Origin of the sequence: Microvirga brassicacearum (assembly GCF_008757455.1) — a bacterium.
Taxonomy (GTDB): domain Bacteria; phylum Pseudomonadota; class Alphaproteobacteria; order Rhizobiales; family Beijerinckiaceae; genus Microvirga; species Microvirga brassicacearum.
Map to the genome: position 1 here is coordinate 24,538 of NZ_VCMV01000013.1, position 22,761 is coordinate 47,298.

Consider the following 22,761-nt stretch of genomic DNA (forward strand, 5'->3'; position numbering starts at 1 on the left):
GCGGCCCGACTGCTATGAACCCGCCTGCTCGTCCGCAATCGCCCGCCGCACTCTCCGGACGACCAATCCAACCGCGGCGAGGACCGCCGGAATAGTGATCAACATCGCGCTTTTGGCGCCCTTGCCGTCCAGACCTAGGTTCACGGCGCTGTCCATAGCGAGCTTGAACAAGTTGATCAAATAGTAGCTGATCGCGATAATGGAAAAACCTTCGACGGCCTGCTGGATACGAACCTGCGTGCGGGCGCGCCGCTCCACCGAATGCAGCAAGGCAGCGTTCTGCTCCGCGAGCGCAACCTGCACGGTTGTCCGCAGTAGATCTCCTGCTTGCGCGACACTTTCAGCCAATCGGTCGAGGCGGCGCTCTGTTACCGCGCATGTGCGAATCGCGGGTCGGAAGCGGCGCTCGAGGAATACTCCAACGCGCTGGTGTCCCTCGACACGGTCCTCCCGCAGCTCTGCAATCCGATCCATGACCAGCTCGGCGTAAGCAGCAGTCGCGCTGAATCGATCTCGAGAGGATGCAATAAATCCCATCACTTCCGACGACAGGCGAGTGATGTCGGACAAGAGATCCTTTTCGGACCGCGTCTCAGTTCGCATTTGCAGGACCAGAGAGGTCAGGCGCACATCGAGCAGGTTCAGCTTCTGGGCCGCCTCGCGGGCGAGCGGCAATCCCAACAAGGCCATCATGCGATAGGTTTCGATCTCCAGCAACCGCCGCACCATGCGCCCCGTGCGATAGGCATTCAGCCGATGACAACCAAAGAGAATTCGGACGTAGCCGCCCGCGTCCAGCCGGAAATCGGACCACGCCGTTCCGTCGCGGCCTCCGACATGCGAGGCGACGGGATCGACAAATCCGCATGTGCCCAGGATACTTGCTCCGTGTTCTTGGGTCTCGACACGAATGTGGACCGCGGCGATGCGCTCGCTAGCGACTGTTTTGCACAGCGCGACGGCCCTGTCGGGCTCCTGCAACCAACGTTGTCCGGGCCGCGCGGGGAACACGAACGTGAGTGTCAGGAACTCAGTGTGCCGTTCCCATTTCAACCTGCCCTCGCCCAGCGGCGCGATGCCGTGCCGCCGGTCCGGAGAAACCTCGACGTCCGGCAATATCAGCAGTGAGGGCGGAACGTCCATAGCGGGATCGATAAGCATGGCAACGTGCCACACATTCGCAGGCGCCTCGAAATAGAGAGACGACCGAGCGTGCAATTCGTCGTGAAGGATCCGCCGCAGACGATGATCGGGCGACGCTGACGTGTTCATGATTCATGGCGTATAGCGACCACGGCGGCAGCGATTGTCGAAACCTTGCCGGAGAGATCAGCAACTATCGCTTCCTCAGGCAAGGCAGTCTTCTGTAAATAGTAAGCAACGACATTGCCGATCGTTTCGGCCGATGCTCCGGTCAGGCTTCCGGCGATCCCGCAAGGGAGGTCGACAGTAATGTCGGCGAGCGCTGCCAATTCAATCTGCTCGGCAAGGAGTTCAAGGGATTTCAGGCGATTGCGGAGATCCTCGGCGGCGCCATGCGGGACCGGCCATTTTTTTCCCTTCATTTTCCTGCGGATGGAGCGGAGGTTGACGACAATATCGTCCCGCCATTCTTCAACCGCGTTGTTCATTTCGCGCACGACGATCTCAGATACTGAGGTCGAAGAGTGATACGTACGATAGAGCGCCATCAGCAAAACATTGACGTCGACACCCACTCGATCCTGCAATTCAACGCATATCTGAGCCACTCCCGGGCGGCCGTAAACGTTCAGGGCAAACTGCCAATGCGGGCCTTCCAGTTCGTTCTCGTGCATCATGACAGGACGTCCTGTCCTTGATTGGCATGACGCGATATCTCTTGGTCGAGTGCTGCGAGCTGGCCCAGAGTCACAGGTTTGATCGGCGATCGGATGCGGTAATAGCCGACGGCCTCCGGGCTGCGCTGGGTTGCGCGCGAGATAATTTCGACGACGGTCGGGCCGCAGATGCGTCCCTGACACGGACCCATTCCGCAGCGAAGGAAGGTTTTGGTCTGGTTGGGTCCGAGACAACCTTGCCGGACAGCGAGCCGGATTGCACCGGCATGGACATTCTCGCAGCGACAGACGACGACGTCATCTGGCGGGTTGAGAATGTCCTGCCGCGGAACGTAGAGTCGATCCAGAAAGCGGCGCGACGTGAGATGTGCCTTCCGGGCTTTCAGCGCGGGTGTGCTGGCGGTGTCGCGCTCCCCTGTCGACAGGACGCCCAATCGTTCCAGCACGGCGAGAGCTGCAAGTTCCCCGGAATGTTCGGAAGCGCGCGCACCGACGATGCCGCCACTATCGCCGGCGACAAAAATTCCCTCGATTGTCGTATGGCCCCATTGATCCAGTTTCGGCCGGAAGCAACGCTGCGAATCGTCCCACTCAAATTCACATCCGATGGAGCGCGGAAGCTGCTGATGCGGGATGACACCCTCGTGAAGGGCAACAAGTCTGCAGGGCACATGGTGAGTTCTGCCACGGCTCGCGAAGGAGACACTAGTGGCGCAATCGGAACCTTCGATCTTCAGGTCGCTGACGCCGCGAAAGATCGGCACGCCGCTTCCCTGGAGACCGGCCATAAGCTTGATCCCTTTTGCAAGATAGCGCCAACCTTCACCGAGAAAAGCCTGCGGCAGGAGGGGCGCAGCAGCCCGCATATTCGCATTCGGCGTCGTATCCAACAAGGCAAGCGGACGAGCGCCCGCGGCGAGGCACTGATAAGCGAAAAGGTAAAAGAGCGGGCCGCAACCTGCCAAAACCAGTGGATCTGCCGGGACCAGGCGAGCCGATTTCAGCATGACCTGGAGCGCGCCGATTGTCATGACCCCCGGAAGCGTCCAGCCGCGAACCGGGACCGGGCGCTCCATGGCACCGGTTGCGAGGATGATGTTGCGAGCATTGAGCTTTTCGGCCCTGCCGACGCGCGTGATCCAGACTTCTCCACCCGGCGTTATCTGCCACACGGCGGCGTTGGCGTAGTAGGTGGTTCCGCTTGAGAGGAATCGTGTCGAAAGACTATTCCCGTAGACGTAGTCGTCGCCGAGAACTTTAAGAAGCGCCGTCTGGTCGCGATTGGCCTCGGTGGCGCGATAGATCTGACCGCCCGGTGCCGATTGCTCATCGACGAGGAGCGTCCGGGCCTTATGCTGGCTCAGCAACGTCGCTGCGGCCATTCCGGCAGGACCTGCGCCGACAACGATCGCATCCCAATTGTTGCTCATCGGATATCGCGTGCTCCACGTTGACGGCGAACCGCCATTCCCTCCCGGACGGTGACGAGACAAGCTTGCTGGTTGGCGATACCGTCAATCTCGACCAGACACTCGAAACACACGCCCATCATGCAATAGGGAGCGCGGGGTTCACCGCTGATTGCTGCGTCACGAAACCTGGGAACGCTGGCGCTGAGCAGAGCGGCAGCGACGCTGTCGCCCGGAGAGGCAAGAATTTCCTGATGTTCAAAGCGCAGTCGAACGACGCGCCGGTCTGATTCATGGTCCGTCTCAAGCCGCTTGAACATCAAATCGCCTGCATGTGAATGTGCTCACGTCACCGGGAAGTCGACCGCTGGCGATCGCAGGAGCAAGATCGAGGGCGTGGACGCTCGCAAGCGTGACGCCGCTATGACAGGTGACGATATAGGCCCCCGGGAATTTTGACGATTGCTCGTAAACCGGTAGTCCGTCGGGGGTCATGACGCGCAAGGATCCCCAGACACGCACGACATTGGCCTGCTCAAGTTGGGGAAAGACGCGCACGCCGTTGGCGGAGAGCTTCTGGATCGTCCGTACATCCGTGCCATCGTCGAAACCGGAATCCTCCTGGCTGCTCCCGAAAAGGACAGAACCCTCGACCGTCTGGCGAACGGAGTTTCCGACAAAGCCGAAGAATGGTTTCAGGCGTTCCGTGACGATGATTTGGCCTCGCAGCGGCCTCACCGGCAGGTTCATTCCCACCATGGGTGCCAGTCGCGCGCCCCCGAGGCCGGCTGCGAGCACCAGTTGGCGGCAATGGAATCGCCGCTCACCGGAGAGGACAGTGAACTCGCTCTTGCCCGGAATAATATCAGCGACCGGGCATCCGGCATGATACTCGCCCCCCGCCAGTTGAAGCCCGCTTTGAAAGGCGCGCAGCAACAGAAGCGGGTTTACGTGTGAATCCTCCGGCGAATAGGAAGCGCCGACCACGCTATCCCCGATTGCGCGAACCATGCCTTTAAGATCGGCGCGATCGAGAACCCGAATGCTGAGATCGCCGCCCTCCGCGCGCGTTCGCTCAATCACCTTCTGCCGCGCATCCATATCCGCTTCGGAGAAACAAAAATGCAATCCGCCGGGTCGCCGCCAGCCGACATCCATCCCTGTCACTTTGGCAAGCTCGGCGGACAGGTCATCCCAGAGACGTCCTGCCCGGATGCTCCAGCGCATGTAAGGGGGCGCGCCAAGGCCCTTGCCTTGCAGCCAGACGAGGCCAAAATTGCCTCGGGCAGCGCGAAAGGCCGTGTCCCCTTCGTCCAGCAATGCGACACTGGCGCCTTGCCGGGCGATGCCCCAGGCGATTGCGGATCCAATGAGGCCACCACCGACAACGATGAAATCATAGGCCTTCATTTTTCCTCCACGCGATCAGGAATGCGCTAGGATTCCGCACCGACACCGCGACCAACTCCCGATCATCGGCTGTGGATTGGAGAACGCCATACTTGCCCAATCGCGGCGATATGTCTATTCATATTAGCAGGGCATGTAAAGCGGATCTCCGATCCGTGTCTTGCTGCCCACCGGGATCGTCGAGGCGAACCCCAAGAATGTGCTCTCTCGTGGGGAAGCGCGACGTCGATCGACGCAGCTCACCTGGGATACAGGTCGATCGTATCAGAGGTTACAATGTCGTCCGAACAATTCCATATGGGCACATTCCGTCACCGGCCGGTGCACGGGGTGACAATCGGGATCCTGGTTCTCGACACCGGATTTTTGCGCCTCCCTGGCGATGTCGCGAATGCCTCGACGTGGCGCTTTCCGGTGCAGTTCGCCGTCGTGCGTGGCGCGACGCCTCAGAAGGTCATTGAGGAAAAGTGCGAGTCCGTCATTGATCTGTTCCGCACCGCAATCGACGATCTCGCGGCGCTCGGCGTGGACGGGATCACGACGACGTGCGGCTTTCTCTCGGCGTTGCATCCCCAGTTGCAGGCGCACAGCCCCGTGCCGATCGCAACCTCAAGTCTTCAGCAGATTCCGTTGGTGCAGAGTACGTTGCCCAAGGTCAAGTCCGTTGGCGTCCTCGTCTCCGACAAAGCATCGTTGACGGATGCGCATTTCACCGGAGTGGGTGCGCCGATCGGATTGCCGATCGGCGAACTTCCGGCTGATGGAATCATCCGGCGAAACATGAAAGCCAATGCGCTCGATCCGGATTTCTCGCAGCAGGAGAGCGAAGTCCTCGATGTTGCGGAGCGTCTTCTCAACGACAACCCCCATATCGGCGCGCTCGTCAGCGAATGCGCCAATTTTCCGCCCTATTCCGCGAGCCTGCAGCGGAAGTTCGGTCTTCCGGTTTACGATATCGTGACGCTGGTAGAGTGGTTCCATGCGGGGCTGAGACCCCGCGCCTACGGTTCGTAAGCCGCGTTCCGCAGGCGCTGCGCCGGATCAATCATTTTCGTCGGCCGGACGCCAGATTGGTAATTCCGGTCGGAGAAAAATGGAGCATCAGGTCGCGTTTGGCTTGAATCGTCCCGCGATCCGGTAGCGTTCTCCGCAATGCCACAGCCGTGCAAACGTGACCGGTCCTGAATCATTCCAGGTTCGGCGTTCGACCACGAGACTTGCAGCGCCCGCCCGCACCTTGAGGTGAGTCGCGACGTATCGCGGCGCGCTTTTGGCGTAGATGACATGCTCTGCCTCGGTCCAGGGTGTGTCGCGCAGATACTCCTTGGGCGGCACGGCGCCGAAATCCCTGTTCAGCGCCTTTGGAATAGCGCTCGGTGCAAAGAGGCGCTCTTCAAGCTGCAACGGGATGCCGTTCGACAGGTGGACGCAGACAACCCATTCCAACCCGACCGAAGGCTCGACCTCCAGGAGCTTCCTGCGCTCGTCATCCTTGGCGACGGATTCGTGTTCGACGACCACGAAGCTGTATTCGTCGCCGGCTCGCTTCACCTCCGCGGCGATGTCCCACATTTCGAAGACGGGCCGCTCGGGCGCGCGTTCGGCGACGATCGTGCCCGCCCGGCGCCTGCGAAGAACGATGTTGTCAGCCGCAAGGCTCCGCAGGGCGCGGTGCACGGTCATTCGCGCGGCGCCATAACGCGCCATGAGTTCGAATTCCGACGGAATCGGATGACCCGGCGGCCAAACCCCACTGGCAATCATACGCTCGATGGCCGTGCGGATCTGGCGCCACAGCGGTCCCTGGCCATCGAGTTTCAGATTGGCTTTTTCCTGAGCGGTTTTAGCTTTTTCCTGGGCGGTTTTAGTTGCTTCGGCGGTGGCGACAATGCTGCGAGCCTTTTGCTTTCGCGCCGGCGGAGTTTTATCTTGCGGGCTCTTTCGAGCGTGAGTGGATCTGCGCGGCTCTCGGTGCACTGTGCTGTCTCGTATCTCATGAGTGACGAACTGGGCGCATTTCGATCCAGCTGTTTGGCGTCTGGCACAGATTCTGCCATGCATCAGGGGCGATCATCGGATATATTGAAGATCGATGCGAAAAAATTCGGCGCTCTCTGCTGAACTGACTTCTATCGCAGATGGAGATCGACTGTCTAGCAGGACGGTGTCGTTCGGTCGAAGGTCGGCCGTTCCATCGTCCGAGCGCACCCGCAGAGGGGCCCCGCAAGCGTGCAGGATCAACACATCTTCGCCATTTCGACGCAACAGAACCGTGGAGCGAACGCCGATCTTCTCTACACGATGGCTCACCCGTCCCCGCCGCGTCATGACGTTGAGATCTTCGACCGCCCCGCCGATCGGTTCTGCATCGACGGGCGTGTCACCGGAAAACGTGAAGGGAGGGCTTGCAACATCAAGTTTCCGACGCCCCTGCCCCGAAACCTTCAGCATGACGCCTTCGCCTGAGAGCAAACACAGGGTCCGGTTGACGCTCGGGAACGCCGAGAACGCTCCCGGCGCCGCAACCTTTGCCCGGCTGATGCGCCAGTCGAAATCGTCAAGCGTCGCTCCTTCCGGAAAGACCGCTATCACGGTCGTCGTTCCGGCCCCATTCTTCCAGGGCATCGAGCGGTAATCGGCCGCGCGACTGATACGCATCAAGGCACCTCACCGAATTCATGCCGCCCCGCTCTCGCGAGCGTGACTCAGCGTAGGCCCGGCAAATTGAGGCCGTGCTCGCGAGCGCATTCCTGCGCGATCTCGTAGCCCGCATCGGCGTGGCGCATGACGCCGGTGGCAGGGTCGTTCCATAGGACCCTTGCGATGCGTCTCGCCGCATCCGGGGTGCCGTCGCAGGCAATGACCATACCGGAATGCTGAGAGAAACCCATGCCGACTCCGCCACCATGGTGGAGGGAAACCCAGGTCGCACCGGACGCGCAATTGAGCAATGCGTTGAGCAGCGGCCAGTCGGAGACGGCATCCGAGCCATCCTTCATGGCTTCCGTCTCGCGGTTCGGCGAAGCGACGGACCCGCTATCCAGGTGATCGCGGCCGATGACGATCGGCGCTTTCAATTCGCCGTTCGCCACCATTTCATTGAAGGCAAGTCCGAGGCGGTGCCGGTCGCCAAGGCCGACCCAGCAGATCCGTGCAGGCAAGCCCTGGAACTTGATTTGCTCCCTTGCCATGTCGAGCCAGTTGTGGAGATGCTTGTTGTCGGGCAGCAATTCCTTGACCTTGGCGTCGGTCCGGTAAATGTCCTCCGGATCTCCGGAAAGCGCCGCCCAGCGGAACGGCCCGATGCCGCGGCAGAACAATGGGCGGATATAGGCCGGCACGAATCCGGGAAAGTCGAAGGCATCCGAAACCCCCTCCTCCAGCGCCATTTGGCGGATGTTGTTGCCGTAATCGACAGTCGGAATCCCCATCCGGTGAAAGTCGAGCATGGCGCGGACCTGCTCTGCCATCGAGTGCCTGGCCGCTTGGGCGACGGCCTTCGGATCCGTCTCGCGCTTGGCTTCCCACTCGGCCACCGTCCAGCCCTTGGGGAGATAGCCGTTGACCGGATCATGCGCAGAGGTCTGGTCAGTGACGCAATCCGGCCGGATCCCGCGCCGAACCAGTTCCGGAAAGACCTCAGCGGCATTGCCGAGGAGCGCCACCGAGATCGCCTTGCCGGATTTGCGCGCTTTGTCGATAATCGCAATGGCGTCGTCGAGATCCTTCGCCTGAACGTCGACATAGCCCGTGCGCAGGCGCATCTCGATCCGGCTCGCCTGGCATTCGACCGCAAGGCACGACGCGCCGGACATCGTCGCGGCGAGCGGCTGCGCGCCTCCCATGCCGCCGAGCCCCGCCGTCAGGACCCACTTGCCGGCAAGATTGCCGCCGTAATGCTGACGACCCATTTCGACGAAGGTCTCGTATGTGCCCTGAACGATGCCTTGGGATCCGATATAGATCCAGGATCCGGCCGTCATCTGGCCGTACATCATCAGGCCCTTGCGATCGAGTTCGTTGAAATGGTCCCAATTCGCCCAATGCGGCACCAAGTTCGAGTTCGCGATCAGAACACGCGGCGCATCCGCATGGGTGCGAAAGACGCCCACAGGCTTGCCGGATTGCACCAGCAGGGTTTCGTCCTGTTCGAGCGTCTTGAGCGCGGCGACGATGCGATCGAAACTCTCCCAGTCGCGCGCGGCGCGACCGATGCCGCCATAGACCACGAGTTCGCCGGGCTTCTCCGCAACATCCGGATCGAGATTGTTCATGAGCATGCGAAGCGGCGCTTCGGTCAGCCAGCTTTTCGCCGACAAGGCGGTGCCGTGATCGGCGCGGATGACACGGGTGTTATCGATACGGGTCATGACAGATCCTCAGTCAGTCGACGGGGCGGAGCCCGCCATCGCGATAGTGCTATGGGTCACGCTGGCAGCGTTGATGTCGAAGGTCATCCGCCGCCATCAGACGGCGTTGGTGACGGAAGGGAGCGTGTCGCGCCCGGCGGCCTCCGCCAATGTCCCCGCGCGAACGAGCGTCATCGCGGCGGCGATATCGGGAGCAAAGTAGCGATCGTCGACAAGCGTTGGAACAACGGCCCGTACGGTGGATCGGACTGCCTCAAGGGGAGAGCTCGAGGTGAGCGGCTTGTGGAAGTCGCAGCCCTGCGCCGCGGTCAACAACTCGATGCCGACGACACCGACGGTGTTCTCCGCCATAGCCAGGAGCCGCCGCGCGCCGTGGGTTGCCATCGACACGTGATCTTCCTGATTGGCGGAGGTCGGGATTGAATCGACGCTTGCCGGAAAGGCCCGCTGCTTGTTCTCGGAGACCAAAGCCGCGGCCGTGACCTGAGGGATCATGAAGCCGGAATTAAGCCCCGGCTTCGGCGTCAGGAAGGCCGGAAGTCCCGACAGGGCAGGATCGACCAGCATGGCGATGCGACGCTCGGAAAGCGAACCGATCTCGCACAGCGCCATGGCGATCATGTCCGCCGCGAAGGCCACCGGCTCGGCGTGGAAATTGCCGCCGGAAATCACCTCGCCGGTTTCCGCAAAAACCAGCGGATTGTCGGAGACGCCATTTGCCTCCAGCGCGAGCGTGTGAGCCGCTTGCCGGAGGAGATCAAGGCAAGCGCCCATCACTTGCGGTTGGCAACGCACACAATACGGATCCTGCACCCGCTCGTCGTTGACGAGGTGCGAGGCGCGAATCCCGCTACCGGAAATCAGATGGCGCAGGGACGCGGCGACTTCGATCTGGCCCTGGTGGCGACGCAGTGCCTGAATCCTGTGATCGAACGGGCTGTCCGACCCCTTTGCCGCATCCGTCGAAAGAGCTCCGGTGACGAGCGCGGCCTGAAAAGCGCGTTCGGCTTCGAACAGACCCGCCAATGCGAGCGCAGTCGAGACTTGCGTTCCGTTGAGAAGCGCCAGGCCTTCTTTTGGACCGAGCGTCAATGGCTCCAATCCAGCCCGCGAAAGTGCGGTTTCGGCCGGCAGGCGTTCGCCTGCGACCACCATCTCGCCGACACCCATGAGCGCCGCGGTCATATGCGCCAGAGGTGCGAGATCGCCCGAAGCTCCGACTGATCCCTGTCCGGGAATGACCGGTACGAGTCCCTTCGCCAGGCATGTGGTCAGAAACTCGATCGTTTCCCACCGGACGCCGGAAGCGCCTTGCGCGAGACTGGCAAGCTTCAACGAAAGGATAAGTCTTGTGACTGAAACCGGGAGCGGTTCGCCGACACCCGCTGCATGCGACAGCACGATATTGCGCTGGAGCGCGACCAGATCGGCATCAGCGATGCGCACGCTCGCGAGCTTCCCAAAGCCCGTATTGATGCCATAGACCGGCGCACCTTTGGCGATGATGGATTGGATCGTCCTGGCGCTGGCCTCGACTGCAGGTCTGCAGCTCGCAGCAAGTTGGACATCGGCACCCCGGTAGATCGCATGCCAGGTGGACAGCGGTACAGATCCGGGTTCAAGCGTGAAAGTATCTGTCACTTCCCTCTCCAAATTCGAGTATGCAGCGGATTGAAGCCGAGGCGATAAACAAGCTCGGCCGGATGTTCGATGTCCCAGATGGCGAGGTCGCACCACTTTCCGCATTCAAGGGTGCCGATCTCGCCGCTCCTGCCCAAAGCGTGCGCTGCCTCCCGGGTCACACCCGCAAGGCATTCGTCAACCGTCAGCCGGAAGAGTGTCGCCGCCATATTCATGGTGAGCAGCAGCGACGTCAGCGGCGAGGTGCCGGGATTGCAATCCGTTGCGATTGCAATCCGCGTGCCGTGCCGGCGAAAAGCCTCTATCGGCGGCTGCTGTTTCTCGCGCAGGGTATAGAAGGCGCCGGGCAGCAGGACCGCGACCGTACCGGCCTTGGCCATCGCCGCCGCGCCTGTTTGGTCGGTATATTCGACGTGGTCGGCGGACAATGCCCGGAAATCGGCGGCCAACTTCGCGCCGTGCAGATTGGAAAGCTGATCGGCGTGCAGCTTCACCGGCAAGCCGGCAATCTTGGCTGCCGTGAAGAAGCGCTCCACCTGCTCCGGAGAGAAAGCGATGCCTTCGCAGAACGCATCGACCGCATCTGCAAGACCCTCGCCGGCGATGGTCGGAAGCGTTTCGCAGCAAAGTTCATCGATATACGAATCGTGGTCGGTCGCTTCCGGTGGAAGCGCATGAGCGCCCAGAAACGTGGTGATGATGGAGACAGGCCGTTCGTCGCCGAGACGTCGCGCCGCGCGCAGCATTTTCCGTTCGTTCTGCGTATCGAGTCCATAACCCGACTTGACCTCGATCGTGGTGGCACCCTCGGCGATGAGATGATCGAGGCGTGGGAGAGCGGCCCTCACGAGATCGTCTTCGCTCGCCTGACGCGTGGCCTTGACCGTCGAAACAATGCCGCCGCCCGCGCGGGCAATATCTTCGTACCCAACGCCCCGCAATCGCATCTCGAACTCGGCTGCCCGGTTGCCGCCGAAGATCAGATGCGTGTGACAGTCGATAAGTCCCGGTGTAATCCAGCGACCTTCGCAATCGATCGTCTCACCGGCCTCCCAGCCATCCGGCAAGGTCGCCATCGGCCCGACGAACGCGATGCGTCCATTCGCGCAGGCAATGGCGGCCGCTTTCACTTCGCCGAGCCCGCCGGCGGCACCGGCCAGCGTGGCGAGCTGGGCATTCAGCCAGATCCTGTCAAAGTGGGGGGCCGTGTCAGACATCACGCGCTCCAGAGCTCCATTTCGATCCTAGATAATTGCAGGCAGGGTGTCTTGTCTATACAATTATTCCGACACCTGCCGGTGGCGCCATGCATGCGTCGACATGGCCTTCTCGGCTTGGGGTTCCCGAGCCTGAGAGCATTCCATGGAGAAGTCGGCCGCTCATCCGGCTTGAGACAAGCCTCTCACCGCAGTGCCACGTCACCACGTGATGCCGGCGCTCGTCTCTGTTGAAACTTCCGCGCTTACCGGGCGAGCGATTTCGCGTTGCCCGGCAGGTTGTTGAGCACCTCGAGCCATGACGCCTTCTGCGCGACGACTTTATCCTGATCGGGTAGGAAAAGACGCCGGAACGCTTCATTCTGGACGAGAAGCTCTCCATACGCGAAGTCCTTCGGGATCACGGCATTTGCCACGACGGGTGCGTAAATGCTGTTGAGGGCAAACGCCTCCTGCCAGGTTTGGCTCAAGACGTGATTTACAAACGCCATGGCCAACGTCAGGTCGGTTGCGGACCGAGTGACATTGACCGTTGAGATCAGCGGAAAGGTTCCCTCGCTCGGTCGAGCGATCTTGATATTGTTGGCTCTGTTCTGCCAGAGCTCCTTCACACGCCCCGCCGGCAACACGGCGAGCCAAGCGTTCCCTGCCTGCAGCGACGAAACGACCTCGCTTTCGGAATCGGCCAGGCGGATGAGATTTCCGCTCTCAATAAGCGCGGCCATCCGCTTCAGGCCGGGCTGCATGTCGTCGATGCTTCCACCCGCCTTCTGGGATTGAAGCACCGCAAGGCTGAGCGACGAACTTTGGTCGAGCCCAAGAATGACGACGCGGTTCTTGTATCTGGGATCCCACAGAGCATCCCACGATGTTGGTCCGTCGGTCACATGGGTTGAATCGTAGACGAGCACATAATCGCCGACATTGGCGAAGATCGTGTAGGGTGAATGGATCGCATTCGGGTAGAGATTTTTCATGTTCGGCACTTGGGTCGCATCGAGCGGTTCCCATAGATCTTCCTTCTCGCCCGCGATGGAATTCAGCAACGTGTTGGTTGCAACATCCACATATCCAAGGCGCGAGTTGGTCAGGTGATCTGCGCTTGAACCGACCACCCATTGCACCTTGCAATCGTGGATGGATTCAAACTCGGTGACGAGACTCTCGTAGGTTTCCCGATAACTCCCGCTCCACGTGGTAACGCGCAACACACGCTCACCCGCATTCCGCGATGGCGATCCTGATGGCAGCGCCGCGGTAACGGGAGCAGCTGACGAATATGTGTTCATGGGTCTCTCCGAAATCCGTCACTCGCCACCTCTCGCACGCGTCCCTCGTCGGGCAGGACGGAAAAACGAGTGCGCGCAGCGACTGATTTTCATATGTGGCCACAACATTCCGTTAATGTCTATGCAACATGTTTGTTTTTTGAAAACATGCCTGGCCGGTTACCTGCTCCTGAGGGAGGTGCCGGCGGGTGTCGTCGAATTGAATGGGACTTGCGAGCCTTGGCGCCCCGAATGCAGCGCGGTGTCGGATCCACATTCACGGCCGACGTTTCGTCTACCGGAAAATACCGTGTATTAGGGTTCGGACTCAATCAGCCTCCAACGGACGGTCCGATCAGTCTCCCTTCTCAGAAATTGGCGTGCCGGGCGACGCTTCGACGCTCACGAGCCGATCAAGGTTTGCGATCAAGCGCGTGAGCAGGGCAATGAGCAGCCCGGCCTCCTCGTCTGTGAAGTCGCGGAGTGCCTCATGATTACCTCGGAGTAAGGCAGCAACCGCGTCCGGCAGGCGCGCTTCTGCCACCTCCGTCAGTGTGATGCGGCTGCTACGCCCATCGGTCGGGTCAGGCGCGCGCTGAATCAGCCCGTCTCGCTCCATGCGGGCGAGCATCTGCGCCATCGGCGGCTGCTCGATCTTGGCGAAGCGGGCGAGATCACGTTGCGTGCTCGCCCGGCCATCCTGAAGCGCGACCAGCACAGGCAGTTGTCCAACGCCGAAGCCAAGCGGCTTGAGCCGCGCTTCGCTGAGGCGGGCGAAGCCGCGCGCCGCGAGACTGATCAGGTGCCCAGGCGTCGCGAGCACATCTAGGTCCATCGCATTTTCATCCCTTGCACCCACCGCCACCGTGATGCATACGTACATATATAAATGAGTTGGCCTTTAACGCAACATCCGTACTATGCAAGGAGAGACCCAGTGGACGATGACGTCAAAGTCCTTGAACGCATCTACGATCGCTTTAACGCGCGGGACATAGACGGCGTGATGACCGCGCTCACCGACGATGTCGCTTGGGCCAACGGTATGGATGGTGGCTACGTTCATGGCCGCGAGGCCGTACGCGAGTACTGGACGCGCCAATGGACCATGGTCAGTCCGCACGTCGAGCCTGTGGGTTTTCATCGAACTGCGGATGGCGCGATCATCGCAGAGGTTCGGCAGTCCGTCCGCGATCTCGAAGGCAAACCGCTCGAGGGGCAGACGCACGGGCTTAAAGACAAGACGGTCGGACACGTATTCCGTCTTCGAGAAGGCAAGGTGGCTCGCTTCGACATCCAGGATGCTACCTAGAGCCCAGACCCGTTTAGAGCCAGAACGCTATAGCGGTGGCAAGGGCGACGCCTGAGAGGAAGTTGGCGGCAAGTTTGTCGTAGCGGTGGACGCGGCGGAAGTCCTTGCGGCGGCAGAAGGCGTTCTCGATGAGGTGTCGGCCGCGATAACGTTCCTTGTCATAGCAGATGGCGCGCTTGCGGCTGCGCCGGCCGGGGATGACGGGAACGGCGCCAGAATCGCGGAGCCAGAAGCCTCGGCGGGACCAGCGGTTGAACCGGTTGTACACAGTCGTCGACGGCCCGTAGTCGGTCGGGCAGTCACACCAGCGGCAGCCCACCTTCAGCACGTGAAGGATGCCGGAGATCACCCGTCGGTCGTCGACGCGCCTGGCGCCAGGTTGGTTCCTCGGCAGATGCGGCTCGATCGCCGCCCACGCCTCATCCGACAACCAGAACAGCGCCATGCGCCACCTCCCGTGATCCACGCCATCCGTGAATCAGGAAAGCTGCTCCGCCTCAAGCCTTTGATTGGGTTTGAGCCCTAGGGTCTGGACTCAATCATGCCCACCAGAGGACGAGGGCGGCGAGAGCGACGGCTGATCGGAAGTTTCGGGCGAGCTTGTCGTAGCGGGTCGCGATGCGGCGCCAGTCTTTGAGACGGTAGAACATGCGCTCGACGAGGTTGCGCCTCTTGTAGGCTTGGCGATCGAAGGGATGGACGCGTCTGCGGGTCGGATTGTTGGGGATGACGGGCGTCGTTCCGCGTTCGGCGAGGAACTGCCGCAGACCGTTGGCATCGTAAGCGGTGTCGGCGGCGCACAGTCGCGCTGGAGGCAGCGGGCCGAGGAGCGGGAGCGCGGCGCGGATATCGCCGAGCTGGCCTTTGCTTACCTCGAGCGCGATGGGGCGTCCGAGGGGATCGCAGACGGCGTGGATTTTCGTTGTCCTGCCGCCGCGCGAGCGACCGATCGCTTGCGCTTCGGCCCCCCTTTTTCACCCGCCGCCGAGCGATGCGCTTTGGCGGTGGTGCTGTCAATCGCGTGAAAGTCGTCATCCGGCGCGAGTTGGCGCAAGGCCTCAAACAGGCGCTGCCAGAGCTTGCGCCGCGACCACCGGTTCCAGCGGTTGTAGATCGTCGTATAGGGGCCGTAGACCGGCGGGCAATCCCGCCCCCGGCATCCCGACATCTGCACATGAATGATGCCGCTCAGCACCCGCCGATCATCGACCCGGCGGGCGCCGGGCTGGTTCTTTGGCAGATGCGGCTCGATCGCCAGCCACTGCGCATCGCTCAACCAAAACTCGTTCGCCACGATCCAAGCTCCGTCAATTCAGAGCTTGAATCATATTCAAATGCAGATTCCTAGGCGTGATTGAGTACAGACCTTAGGGATATCGACACCTACATGGAAAATCCCTTTGCGAGTACACATCCAAAAAGGCCTTGGCGAAATGTTCGCCAAACTTACCGAGTCGCAACTTATCGAGGTGCGTCAGGAAGGCGCTAGGCATGGCTGATTGTGCCAAACCCGAATTACCATCAGGTTGCGATATAACCATAGGACTACTCAGACCAACCAACCGCCAATTGGGTAATGTTTACGAAATTCCCTCTTGGTTTCAATAAGCATAGATTTTCTAAAATGCCTGTGAGGCTCGACGATGGGCGGCCCACGACAAGTCTTGAGTTTTGCGTTGGTTTCGTCCGCTCACGTTCTCTCAGCGAGATGGCACTCATCCGGGCGTACACACAAAAATCCGGTATGCGGGACATCAGGTCGCCTTCGGAAACTGCCCGGTCCTGCCAAACGTTACGAGCGAATGGTCCATTCATCACCGCCTTCAGATATGACCGCCCAAGCCTCTGAGGGCCTCGATGCGCCCGCCGTCGCCCGGCTGTTGGATGAGATCGGGCAGCGGCTCGTGCTCGCAGGAGAGAACCCTTACAAGGCACGCTCCTACTCCCGGGCTGCGGAGAGCCTCCAGTTGCTCGTTGAACCCCTTGAGCAGGTAATCGCCGCAGGACGGCTCCAGGAGATCCCAGGAGTGGGTGCCGCTTTATCAGAGACGATCCGGCGACTGCACCGGACGGCATGACGCCGCGTCTGGAGGCCATGCGGGCCGAGGAAGACGCAGGGCAGAACCATGCCCAGTGGAAAGCCTGAACATTGGCCGGTTTGCGCTCTGGTAGAAGGAAGAGATTGGACGTGCTGACAAGAGGGCCCAGATGTGAGCGATCGATCCACCGTCAGTTCCTCCGTAGATCGGTTCATAGCGCCTTCCAGATAGGCCCTGCGCTTGCTGCAGCCGCTTCATGACGCACGTCGCCTTGCAAAAGAGCACGATGCATCCGATATCAGCGTTGGTCGAATTCATCACGGCATCACTTTCTTCCTCCCGGTGATCCCGTGTCGGCCGTTCCCTCTGGAAGGTTTTGACTCTTTTGTCGGACCTCTACTTTGCCGGGCCTCGTGCCCGGCCTTTTTTTTGCGCATGCCATTCCGTGCGGTGCCCGCGCGCACGATCACCCGACGGAGAATACCGCAATGCCTCCGCGGTCAATGCAAGATTTGGCTGCCGTCGATGATGATGCGTTTAGGACTTCCATGCCGCTCAGGAGCCTTGGTCAGAAGCGTTTCGCGGCCGCCAGGTCGCGGTGTCCGCTGAACCAGAACTCGACCGTATCGCCCATTTGTCGATCGCGCGGTAGAGATATCTCCATTCTCAGCGCATTTTTGATGTAGGTTTCATCGACATGCTATTTTCGGCCGACAGCACGCTTTTGCAAATTGACACGCTGAAGCAGTTCCGGTGAATAACGGACGACCCAGCGATGGATGGTGGCGTGGTGGACGGTGATGCAGCGCTCGGCCATCATCTTTTCGAGATTGCGGAGGCTCAGTCCGTAGGCAAGATACCAGCGCACGCACAGCAAGATCAGCGAACGATCGAAATGGCGGCCTTTAAACGTCATACACCTCCGAACTTTACCGGGGTGTAGGCCGGAGCAGGTTACCGGAGAGTTTGCGACAGTTCCCGCTTCGGCGACTGTGCAATAAGAGTGGGAATCTGGTGCATTGAGATGAGGAGTAGCTCGTTGGGCGACACATACCGCGTGGGGCGATCGAGAACTGGCCTTGGCCTATTTGCAACAAGGCTTATCGAGAAGGGCGAATTCATTGTCGAGTACGATGGCCCACGCCTCACCAATGATGAAGTCGAGGAACGCAGGAATACACGGTATCTTTTCACCGTGAATAGCCGATGGACCGTCGATGGATCTCCGCGGTGGAACCTTGCCCGTTATATCAATCATTGTTGCAGGCCGAACGCCGAGGCTGTGATTACGCGGGGCAGGATTCGGATCAAAGCCCGCAAGCGGATTCGACCAGGTGATGAGATCGCCTACCATTACGGCAAGAGTTATTTCGATGCATTCATCGCACCTAAAGGCTGCAAATGCCCGAAATGCGAGCCGGGTGCCGCCGGATGAGTTACGTAGGCTCGTGGACCTGTTCAGAAATACAAGCCTACATGGATGGTCTGTGAGCCGACCCTGACGCTGATCTTGAAATGATCCGTCTGCACAATTATTGAAACATTGCGTGGCCGGTGGGCCACGATGTTGGTTCCCCCAGCATGGCGAACGCTGCAAAAAACAATCCCCGCGCCTCCAGAATCGCGCACGGCTTCGCCGGGTTCTGCCGCAAACTCGGTTTTTACTTGCCGATACTAGCGGATTCGCACTGACCGGATGCTGTAAAATCAATGGCTTAGCGCCATCGCCATGGCGGGCGAATAGCGCAAAAAAACCCTATACTTCAAGGTTGCGACAGAACCCATGGCGATTGGCCGCGATCCAGAAGACGGCTTGACAGCGAACGAACTGTATCGGTAGGTACATACCTGATAATATTCAGGTTCACACCTAAGAGGATGCATACACGATGGATCGCCTGCGGATCGGGGTCTTGGGAGTTGGCGTTCAAGGAAATCTGCATGCGCAGGTACTGAAGACCATACCGGAGGCAGACTTTGTAGGCGTGGCGGAGGCGGATGGCGCCCGTCGAAGCAAGGCGGAAGCAACGTTCGGAGTCCTTGGATATGGCTCTCTCGACGACCTTCTCGACCACGTGGATGCGGTTTCCATCTGCTTGCCCGATCATTTGCATGAGGAGCCGACACTGAAGGCGCTGGCGGCCGGAAAGCGGGTCCTCCTCGAGAAGCCCATGTCTATCTCGACCGCGAGTTGCGATCGCATCATGGCGGGATGTCCTGATCCGGATGCTTTGATGATCGGTCAGATCCTGCGCTTCGACCCTCGCGTCATCCGTGCTCGCGAGCTTGTGCGCGCCGGGGATATCGGAGAGATTTGGCACGCCAAGGTGTGGCGCTCGACATCGCAAGCGGTAGGGGTCGGCATCTGGGATCGAACTTCCGTCGCGTGGTTCCTGGGTGTCCATGATGCGGATCTTTTGCGTTTCGTCACGGGTCAGGAAGCGGAGGTGGTGGCTGCTATCGGCCGCAACGTGCTCTCTCCTGGCACGGAGGATGTCGTGCACGCGTTGTTGCGCCTTGATGGTGGAGCGATTGCCACCATGGAGAATAGCTGGACGCTCCCCCATAGTCGGCCCTCCCGTGCCGACGCGGGCCTTCGGATCATTGGGTCCAAGGGTGCCATCGAGGTCACCTTGAGCCATACGGACCTTCTCATGGTTCCGCGCGAAGGCAATGCGGTCAACATGGACACGTACTTCTGGCCCAGCCGCGAAGGAGCTGGCGCATCCAATCTTCGCACGGAACTGGAGGCATTCATTCGCGCAGCGATTTCCAAGGGACCCTCGCCGATCCCGGGGAGCGAAGGGCGTGCGGCGGTCGCTCTCGTCGAAGCTGTCGAAACGGCACTTGGAAAGCAGTAAGGAAAGAGCCGAAAGGTGAGCGGGTATCTGGCGCATCGATTGCTTTCGTCCTTCGTCGTCATCCTCGGCGCGGCTACCATCATCTTTGTCGCCATTCGTGCTGTTCCGGGCGATCCTGCGATTGTCATGTTGGGCCCATCTGCGACGCCCGAGCAAATTGCGGCCTTGCGCAGTTCCTACGGTCTCGACCAGTCGGTGTTCAGCCAATACCTGCAATTCCTCATTCGCATGGTAACGTTCGATTTCGGCCCGTCTTTCAGGCTTGGAATGCCTGCGGGCCAAGTGATTGCAAACGCCCTGCCGGCGACCGCTTCCTTGGCCTTCATTTCGCTTTGCGTCGCCCTCGTCGCTGGATTTCCCTTAGGCATTGTCTCGGCACTTCGGCCTAATGGTTGGGTCGATCGAGTCGTTTCGATCTTCTCCATGACCGGGCAGGCATTACCGAGCTTTTGGGTCGGCATCATGCTTGTCCTGATCTTCTCGAGGACTTTGCGCATTCTGCCGAGTGGAGGAGCGGAATCGCCCGGAGCGATTCTTATGCCAGCACTGACACTCGCATTGCCTTTCCTGAGCGTGGTCGTGAGGCTTGTACGTTCCGGACTGCTCGAAGTGCTCGGGGAAGGCTATGTGCAGACTGCCCGTGCCAAAGGATTGAAGGAGACCCGTGTGGTCGGGCGACACGCCTTGCGGAACATGCTCATTCCGGTCGTCACGATTGTGGGTCTCGAACTGGGAGGCCTGCTCGGCGGCGCGGTCATCGTCGAGACTGTCTTTGCCTGGCCCGGACTCGGCCGGCTACTAATCGATTCGATTGCTGCACGCGACTATTCCGTTGTTCAGGCCTGTGTCGTCGTTCTGGTGCTGGGTTTCGTACTCATCAACCTTGTCGTCGATCTTCTCTACGGTTTTCTCGACCCGCGAGTGCGAGTGGGATCATGAAGTCCGCGACCGCACCAGTTCCAGCTCGCGCTTTGTCATCCATCTCCGCTCGATCGAAGATCGATCTGCGCTTGCTTGTGCCGGGATTGATCTGTGTGGTCTATGTGGTCGTTGCGATCATCGGACCATTCCTCACCCGCTACGATCCTGTGGCTACAAATACAAGCCAGCGACTGCGGCCGCCGTTTTCGGAGCTGCGCGACGGTTCCATTGCATTGTTCGGAACCGACCAAGTAGGACGCGATCTCCTTGGGCAGGTGATCGCAGGAGCCCAGATTTCCCTGACTGTCGGTTTTCTCACATTGGTCATCGCTGGGATCCTTGGAACAGCTCTCGGAGTGTTGGCCGGTTACCGCGGCGGATGGGTCGATACCGTCCTGATGCGTCTCGCTGATATCCAACTGGCCTTTCCGTCAATCCTTCTCGCGGTACTGGTCGCGGCGGTTGTGGGCCCAAGCCTTTTGAACATCATTCTTGTCCTGGCATTCACGCGCTGGGTGGTTTTCGCGCGTGTCGCACGCGCGCAGACCCTTGCGGTCAAGAATCGCGATTTCGTTAGTGCATCACGCACCCTCGGGGCCGGCGACTGGCACATCGTGCGTCATTGCATTCTTCCGGCTCTGGTTGCCCCGGTGCTCGTCGTGGCGACGGTTCAGTTCGGGCTGGTTATCGTTGCTGAAGCTTCCTTGAGCTTTCTTGGTCTCGGCATGCCTGCAGGAACCCCGAGCTGGGGTGTTTCCATTGCCAGTGGCCGAAATTACCTCGCGACCGCCTGGTGGATTTCTACCATGCCGGGTCTCGTACTGTCCGCACTTGTCATCGCAGTCGGCGTCCTCGGCGACCGGTTGCGTGATCGCTTTGATCCAAACTTGACGACCCGGTGATAGCGCTTCCGCGCACCCGCACCGCAACAAAGGAGGGTTATTTCAATGACGATTTTGCACCTTCACCGTCAAAGTCTCGGCATGTTTGCCGGACTGACCATAGCTGCATCCGCCGCCAGTATGCCATTATCGGGTGCATTTGCGCAGAGCGCGGCACAGACCTTGCGGGTGGCCAACCCGGTCGCGGTGGTGTCGCTCGATCCCTTCGGCGCAAAGGCCGCCGACCAGCCGACGTTGACGGTAACGCAGGAGGTGCTTGAGCCGCTCGTCATGCGTCGGGACGGCGCCATCCATCCCTGGTTGGCGGAGCGGTGGGAGAACCCGGACAATCTGACCTGGATTTTTCATCTCAAGTCCGGCATCCAGTTTGCCGATGGCTCGCCGATGACGAGCGCTGACGTCAAGGCGTCGCTCGATCGTGTGATCGCGGAAAAAGGACCTCTAGCGGGCCTGTGGGCAGCCGTTGAGGCCATCGAAACGCCGGATGCACAGACATTTAAGATCAAGACGACGCAGCCCGTCGGCACGATCCTGAGTAATCTCACGATGCTGGGAATCGCACCTGCAGCAAAGATTCGAGATCCCAACTTTTTCAGTGCGCCCTATGGCACTGGGCCGTTCAAGGTCGCGTCATTCACCGCCGGTCAACTCGTGCGTCTGGTCCGCAACGAAAATTACTGGGGCGAAAAGCCAAAGCTGTCACAGATCGAGTATCGGTATATTCCGGAAGTATCCGGCCGGATCACGGCCTTGGAAAACAACGAGATCGATTTCACGTGGGGACTTCCCCCAGATCAGATCGATCAAGTCAAGGACAGCAAGAGTCTCACCGTTGAGTCCTTCCCGACCTACTCCAACTACTACATGTGGTTCAACAATTCGAGAAAGCCCTTCACCGACGCGCGGGTGCGCCAGGCTATGTGGCATGCGGTGGATCTCGCTCAAATTCAGAAGGACCTTTTCCCCGGTACGGCGAGTCTGGCGAAGGGACCGATCCCGCAGGCCGTCTTCGGCTCATCAGTTCAAACGCCCTACGCCTATGATGTGGCGAAGGCAAAGAAGCTTCTTGCTGATGCCGGTTATCCTAACGGATTCGAAACGGCGATGATGTGGAGCAGCCAGTGCTGCGCCGCAGTTCGTGAGTTCGCGGAGACCCTGGTGAGTTACTGGGCGGCAGTCGGGATCAAAGTAACGCCCCAGGAACTGGAGCGCGCCACGTGGCTCGACCGGCTTCTGAAACTCGACTGGGATAGCACGCTCACCGATGGCAACACTCTCACCGGTGATGCTGACTTCACTCTGGCGCGACTCTATCTCTCGTCAGCCAAGCGCATGGGTTATGCCAATCCAAAACTTGACGAGATTTTGCTTGCAGCACGTGCAGAACTCGATCAGGCGAAGCGTTCCGAGCTCTACGCTTCAGCGGGGCGCCTCATCTGGGACGAGGCGGTGGGCATCTTTCCCCTCGATATGATGGTGCATGCGGTCTACCGCAGCAATGTGAAGGGATTCAAGCCGACTCCCAACGCAATGCCGCGGTTCGAGAACGTGAGCAAAGACTGACCTTCGCGTCGGCCCCTGTCACCTTGAC

Annotated in this window: 21 protein-coding genes and 2 pseudogenes; 8 read left to right on the forward strand and 15 right to left on the reverse strand. The window is 60.2% G+C overall.

Annotated elements, in window-relative coordinates:
• Positions 1–12: 12 nt before the first annotated feature.
• From FEZ63_RS07760 to FEZ63_RS07780, 5 genes are read right to left on the reverse strand one after another with little or no spacing between them, the layout of a single operon-like run.
• Positions 13–1,272, reverse strand: a complete 1,260-nt coding sequence (locus FEZ63_RS07760; protein WP_150943064.1) for a DUF3422 domain-containing protein — start codon at positions 1,270–1,272, stop codon at positions 13–15.
• The gene (locus tag FEZ63_RS07765) at positions 1,269–1,820 is read right to left on the reverse strand and encodes a TIGR02444 family protein (protein ID WP_150943065.1); all 552 of its coding nucleotides are present in this window, start codon (positions 1,818–1,820) and stop codon (positions 1,269–1,271) included. The genes FEZ63_RS07760 and FEZ63_RS07765 overlap by 4 nt, the downstream gene beginning before the upstream one ends.
• On the reverse strand, positions 1,817–3,250 hold the full coding sequence (locus FEZ63_RS07770; protein ID WP_150943066.1) for an FAD/NAD(P)-dependent oxidoreductase: 1,434 nt from the start codon (positions 3,248–3,250) through the stop codon (positions 1,817–1,819). Before FEZ63_RS07770 ends, FEZ63_RS07765 begins: the two co-directional genes overlap by 4 nt.
• Entirely contained in the window at positions 3,247–3,549 is a 303-nt protein-coding gene (locus tag FEZ63_RS07775; protein WP_150943067.1) for a (2Fe-2S)-binding protein, read from the reverse strand. The genes FEZ63_RS07770 and FEZ63_RS07775 overlap by 4 nt, the downstream gene beginning before the upstream one ends.
• Entirely contained in the window at positions 3,533–4,639 is a 1,107-nt protein-coding gene (locus FEZ63_RS07780; RefSeq protein WP_150943068.1) for an NAD(P)/FAD-dependent oxidoreductase, read from the reverse strand. The genes FEZ63_RS07775 and FEZ63_RS07780 overlap by 17 nt, the downstream gene beginning before the upstream one ends.
• A 276-nt stretch (positions 4,640–4,915) precedes the next feature.
• On the opposite strand from FEZ63_RS07780, the gene FEZ63_RS07785 reads away from it, so the two are divergent.
• Complete coding sequence (locus FEZ63_RS07785) at positions 4,916–5,653, forward strand: aspartate/glutamate racemase family protein (protein WP_244622695.1); 738 nt, start codon at positions 4,916–4,918, stop codon at positions 5,651–5,653.
• An 87-nt stretch (positions 5,654–5,740) separates the two neighbouring features.
• On the opposite strand, the gene FEZ63_RS07790 is transcribed toward FEZ63_RS07785, so the two are convergent.
• From FEZ63_RS07790 to FEZ63_RS07820, 7 genes are all read right to left on the reverse strand, one after another.
• Positions 5,741–6,700 carry a UTRA domain-containing protein gene (locus FEZ63_RS07790; RefSeq protein WP_150943069.1) on the reverse strand — a complete coding sequence of 320 codons (960 nt, stop codon included), beginning with the start codon at positions 6,698–6,700 and terminating at the stop codon, positions 5,741–5,743.
• A 9-nt stretch (positions 6,701–6,709) separates the two neighbouring features.
• Complete coding sequence (locus FEZ63_RS07795; protein ID WP_150943070.1) at positions 6,710–7,297, reverse strand: HutD/Ves family protein; 588 nt, start codon at positions 7,295–7,297, stop codon at positions 6,710–6,712.
• Positions 7,298–7,344: 47 nt separating this feature from the next.
• Positions 7,345–9,009: a urocanate hydratase gene (hutU, locus tag FEZ63_RS07800; RefSeq protein WP_150943071.1), complete on the reverse strand. Its 1,665-nt coding sequence runs from the start codon at positions 9,007–9,009 to the stop codon at positions 7,345–7,347.
• A 96-nt stretch (positions 9,010–9,105) separates the two neighbouring features.
• Positions 9,106–10,650: a histidine ammonia-lyase gene (gene hutH, locus FEZ63_RS07805; protein ID WP_244622696.1), complete on the reverse strand. Its 1,545-nt coding sequence runs from the start codon at positions 10,648–10,650 to the stop codon at positions 9,106–9,108.
• Entirely contained in the window at positions 10,647–11,867 is a 1,221-nt protein-coding gene (gene hutI, locus FEZ63_RS07810; protein ID WP_150943073.1) for an imidazolonepropionase, read from the reverse strand. The genes hutH and hutI overlap by 4 nt, the downstream gene beginning before the upstream one ends.
• 245 nt (positions 11,868–12,112) lie before the next feature.
• Positions 12,113–13,156, reverse strand: a complete 1,044-nt coding sequence (locus FEZ63_RS07815; RefSeq protein WP_150943075.1) for an extracellular solute-binding protein — start codon at positions 13,154–13,156, stop codon at positions 12,113–12,115.
• Positions 13,157–13,490: 334 nt separating this feature from the next.
• Positions 13,491–13,970, reverse strand: a complete 480-nt coding sequence (locus FEZ63_RS07820; RefSeq protein ID WP_150943077.1) for a MarR family winged helix-turn-helix transcriptional regulator — start codon at positions 13,968–13,970, stop codon at positions 13,491–13,493.
• A gap of 102 nt (positions 13,971–14,072) precedes the next feature.
• Here FEZ63_RS07820 and FEZ63_RS07825 point away from each other — a divergent pair, with 102 nt between their 5' ends.
• Positions 14,073–14,447 carry a nuclear transport factor 2 family protein gene (locus FEZ63_RS07825; RefSeq protein WP_150943079.1) on the forward strand — a complete coding sequence of 125 codons (375 nt, stop codon included), beginning with the start codon at positions 14,073–14,075 and terminating at the stop codon, positions 14,445–14,447.
• 13 nt (positions 14,448–14,460) lie between these two features.
• Here the strand turns inward: FEZ63_RS07825 and FEZ63_RS07830 are convergent, their stop codons facing one another.
• The gene (locus FEZ63_RS07830) at positions 14,461–14,892 is read right to left on the reverse strand and encodes a transposase (protein ID WP_150943081.1); all 432 of its coding nucleotides are present in this window, start codon (positions 14,890–14,892) and stop codon (positions 14,461–14,463) included.
• A gap of 94 nt (positions 14,893–14,986) precedes the next feature.
• Positions 14,987–15,741: pseudogene (locus tag FEZ63_RS07835) on the reverse strand (IS5 family transposase).
• 535 nt (positions 15,742–16,276) lie between these two features.
• Between FEZ63_RS07835 and FEZ63_RS24950 the strand changes: the two are divergent.
• Positions 16,277–16,525, forward strand: a complete 249-nt coding sequence (locus FEZ63_RS24950) for a hypothetical protein (RefSeq protein ID WP_244622738.1) — start codon at positions 16,277–16,279, stop codon at positions 16,523–16,525.
• 473 nt (positions 16,526–16,998) lie between these two features.
• On the opposite strand, the pseudogene FEZ63_RS07845 reads toward FEZ63_RS24950, so the two are convergent.
• A pseudogene (locus FEZ63_RS07845) lies at positions 16,999–17,402 on the reverse strand (IS6 family transposase); the annotation flags it as partial.
• A 123-nt stretch (positions 17,403–17,525) separates the two neighbouring features.
• Here FEZ63_RS07845 and FEZ63_RS07850 point away from each other — a divergent pair.
• From FEZ63_RS07850 to FEZ63_RS07870, 5 genes are all read left to right on the forward strand, one after another.
• On the forward strand, positions 17,526–17,921 hold the full coding sequence (locus FEZ63_RS07850; protein WP_244622697.1) for an SET domain-containing protein: 396 nt from the start codon (positions 17,526–17,528) through the stop codon (positions 17,919–17,921).
• A gap of 454 nt (positions 17,922–18,375) precedes the next feature.
• A complete protein-coding gene (locus tag FEZ63_RS07855) occupies positions 18,376–19,347 on the forward strand; it encodes a Gfo/Idh/MocA family protein (protein ID WP_150943087.1) in 972 nt (323 codons plus the stop codon).
• Between the two features lie 15 nt (positions 19,348–19,362).
• Entirely contained in the window at positions 19,363–20,286 is a 924-nt protein-coding gene (locus FEZ63_RS07860) for an ABC transporter permease (protein WP_150943089.1), read from the forward strand.
• On the forward strand, positions 20,283–21,170 hold the full coding sequence (locus FEZ63_RS07865) for an ABC transporter permease (protein ID WP_150943091.1): 888 nt from the start codon (positions 20,283–20,285) through the stop codon (positions 21,168–21,170). The genes FEZ63_RS07860 and FEZ63_RS07865 overlap by 4 nt, the downstream gene beginning before the upstream one ends.
• Positions 21,171–21,251: 81 nt before the next feature.
• Positions 21,252–22,733 carry an ABC transporter substrate-binding protein gene (locus tag FEZ63_RS07870; RefSeq protein WP_162419700.1) on the forward strand — a complete coding sequence of 494 codons (1,482 nt, stop codon included), beginning with the start codon at positions 21,252–21,254 and terminating at the stop codon, positions 22,731–22,733.
• The last annotated feature ends 28 nt before the right edge of the window (positions 22,734–22,761 follow it).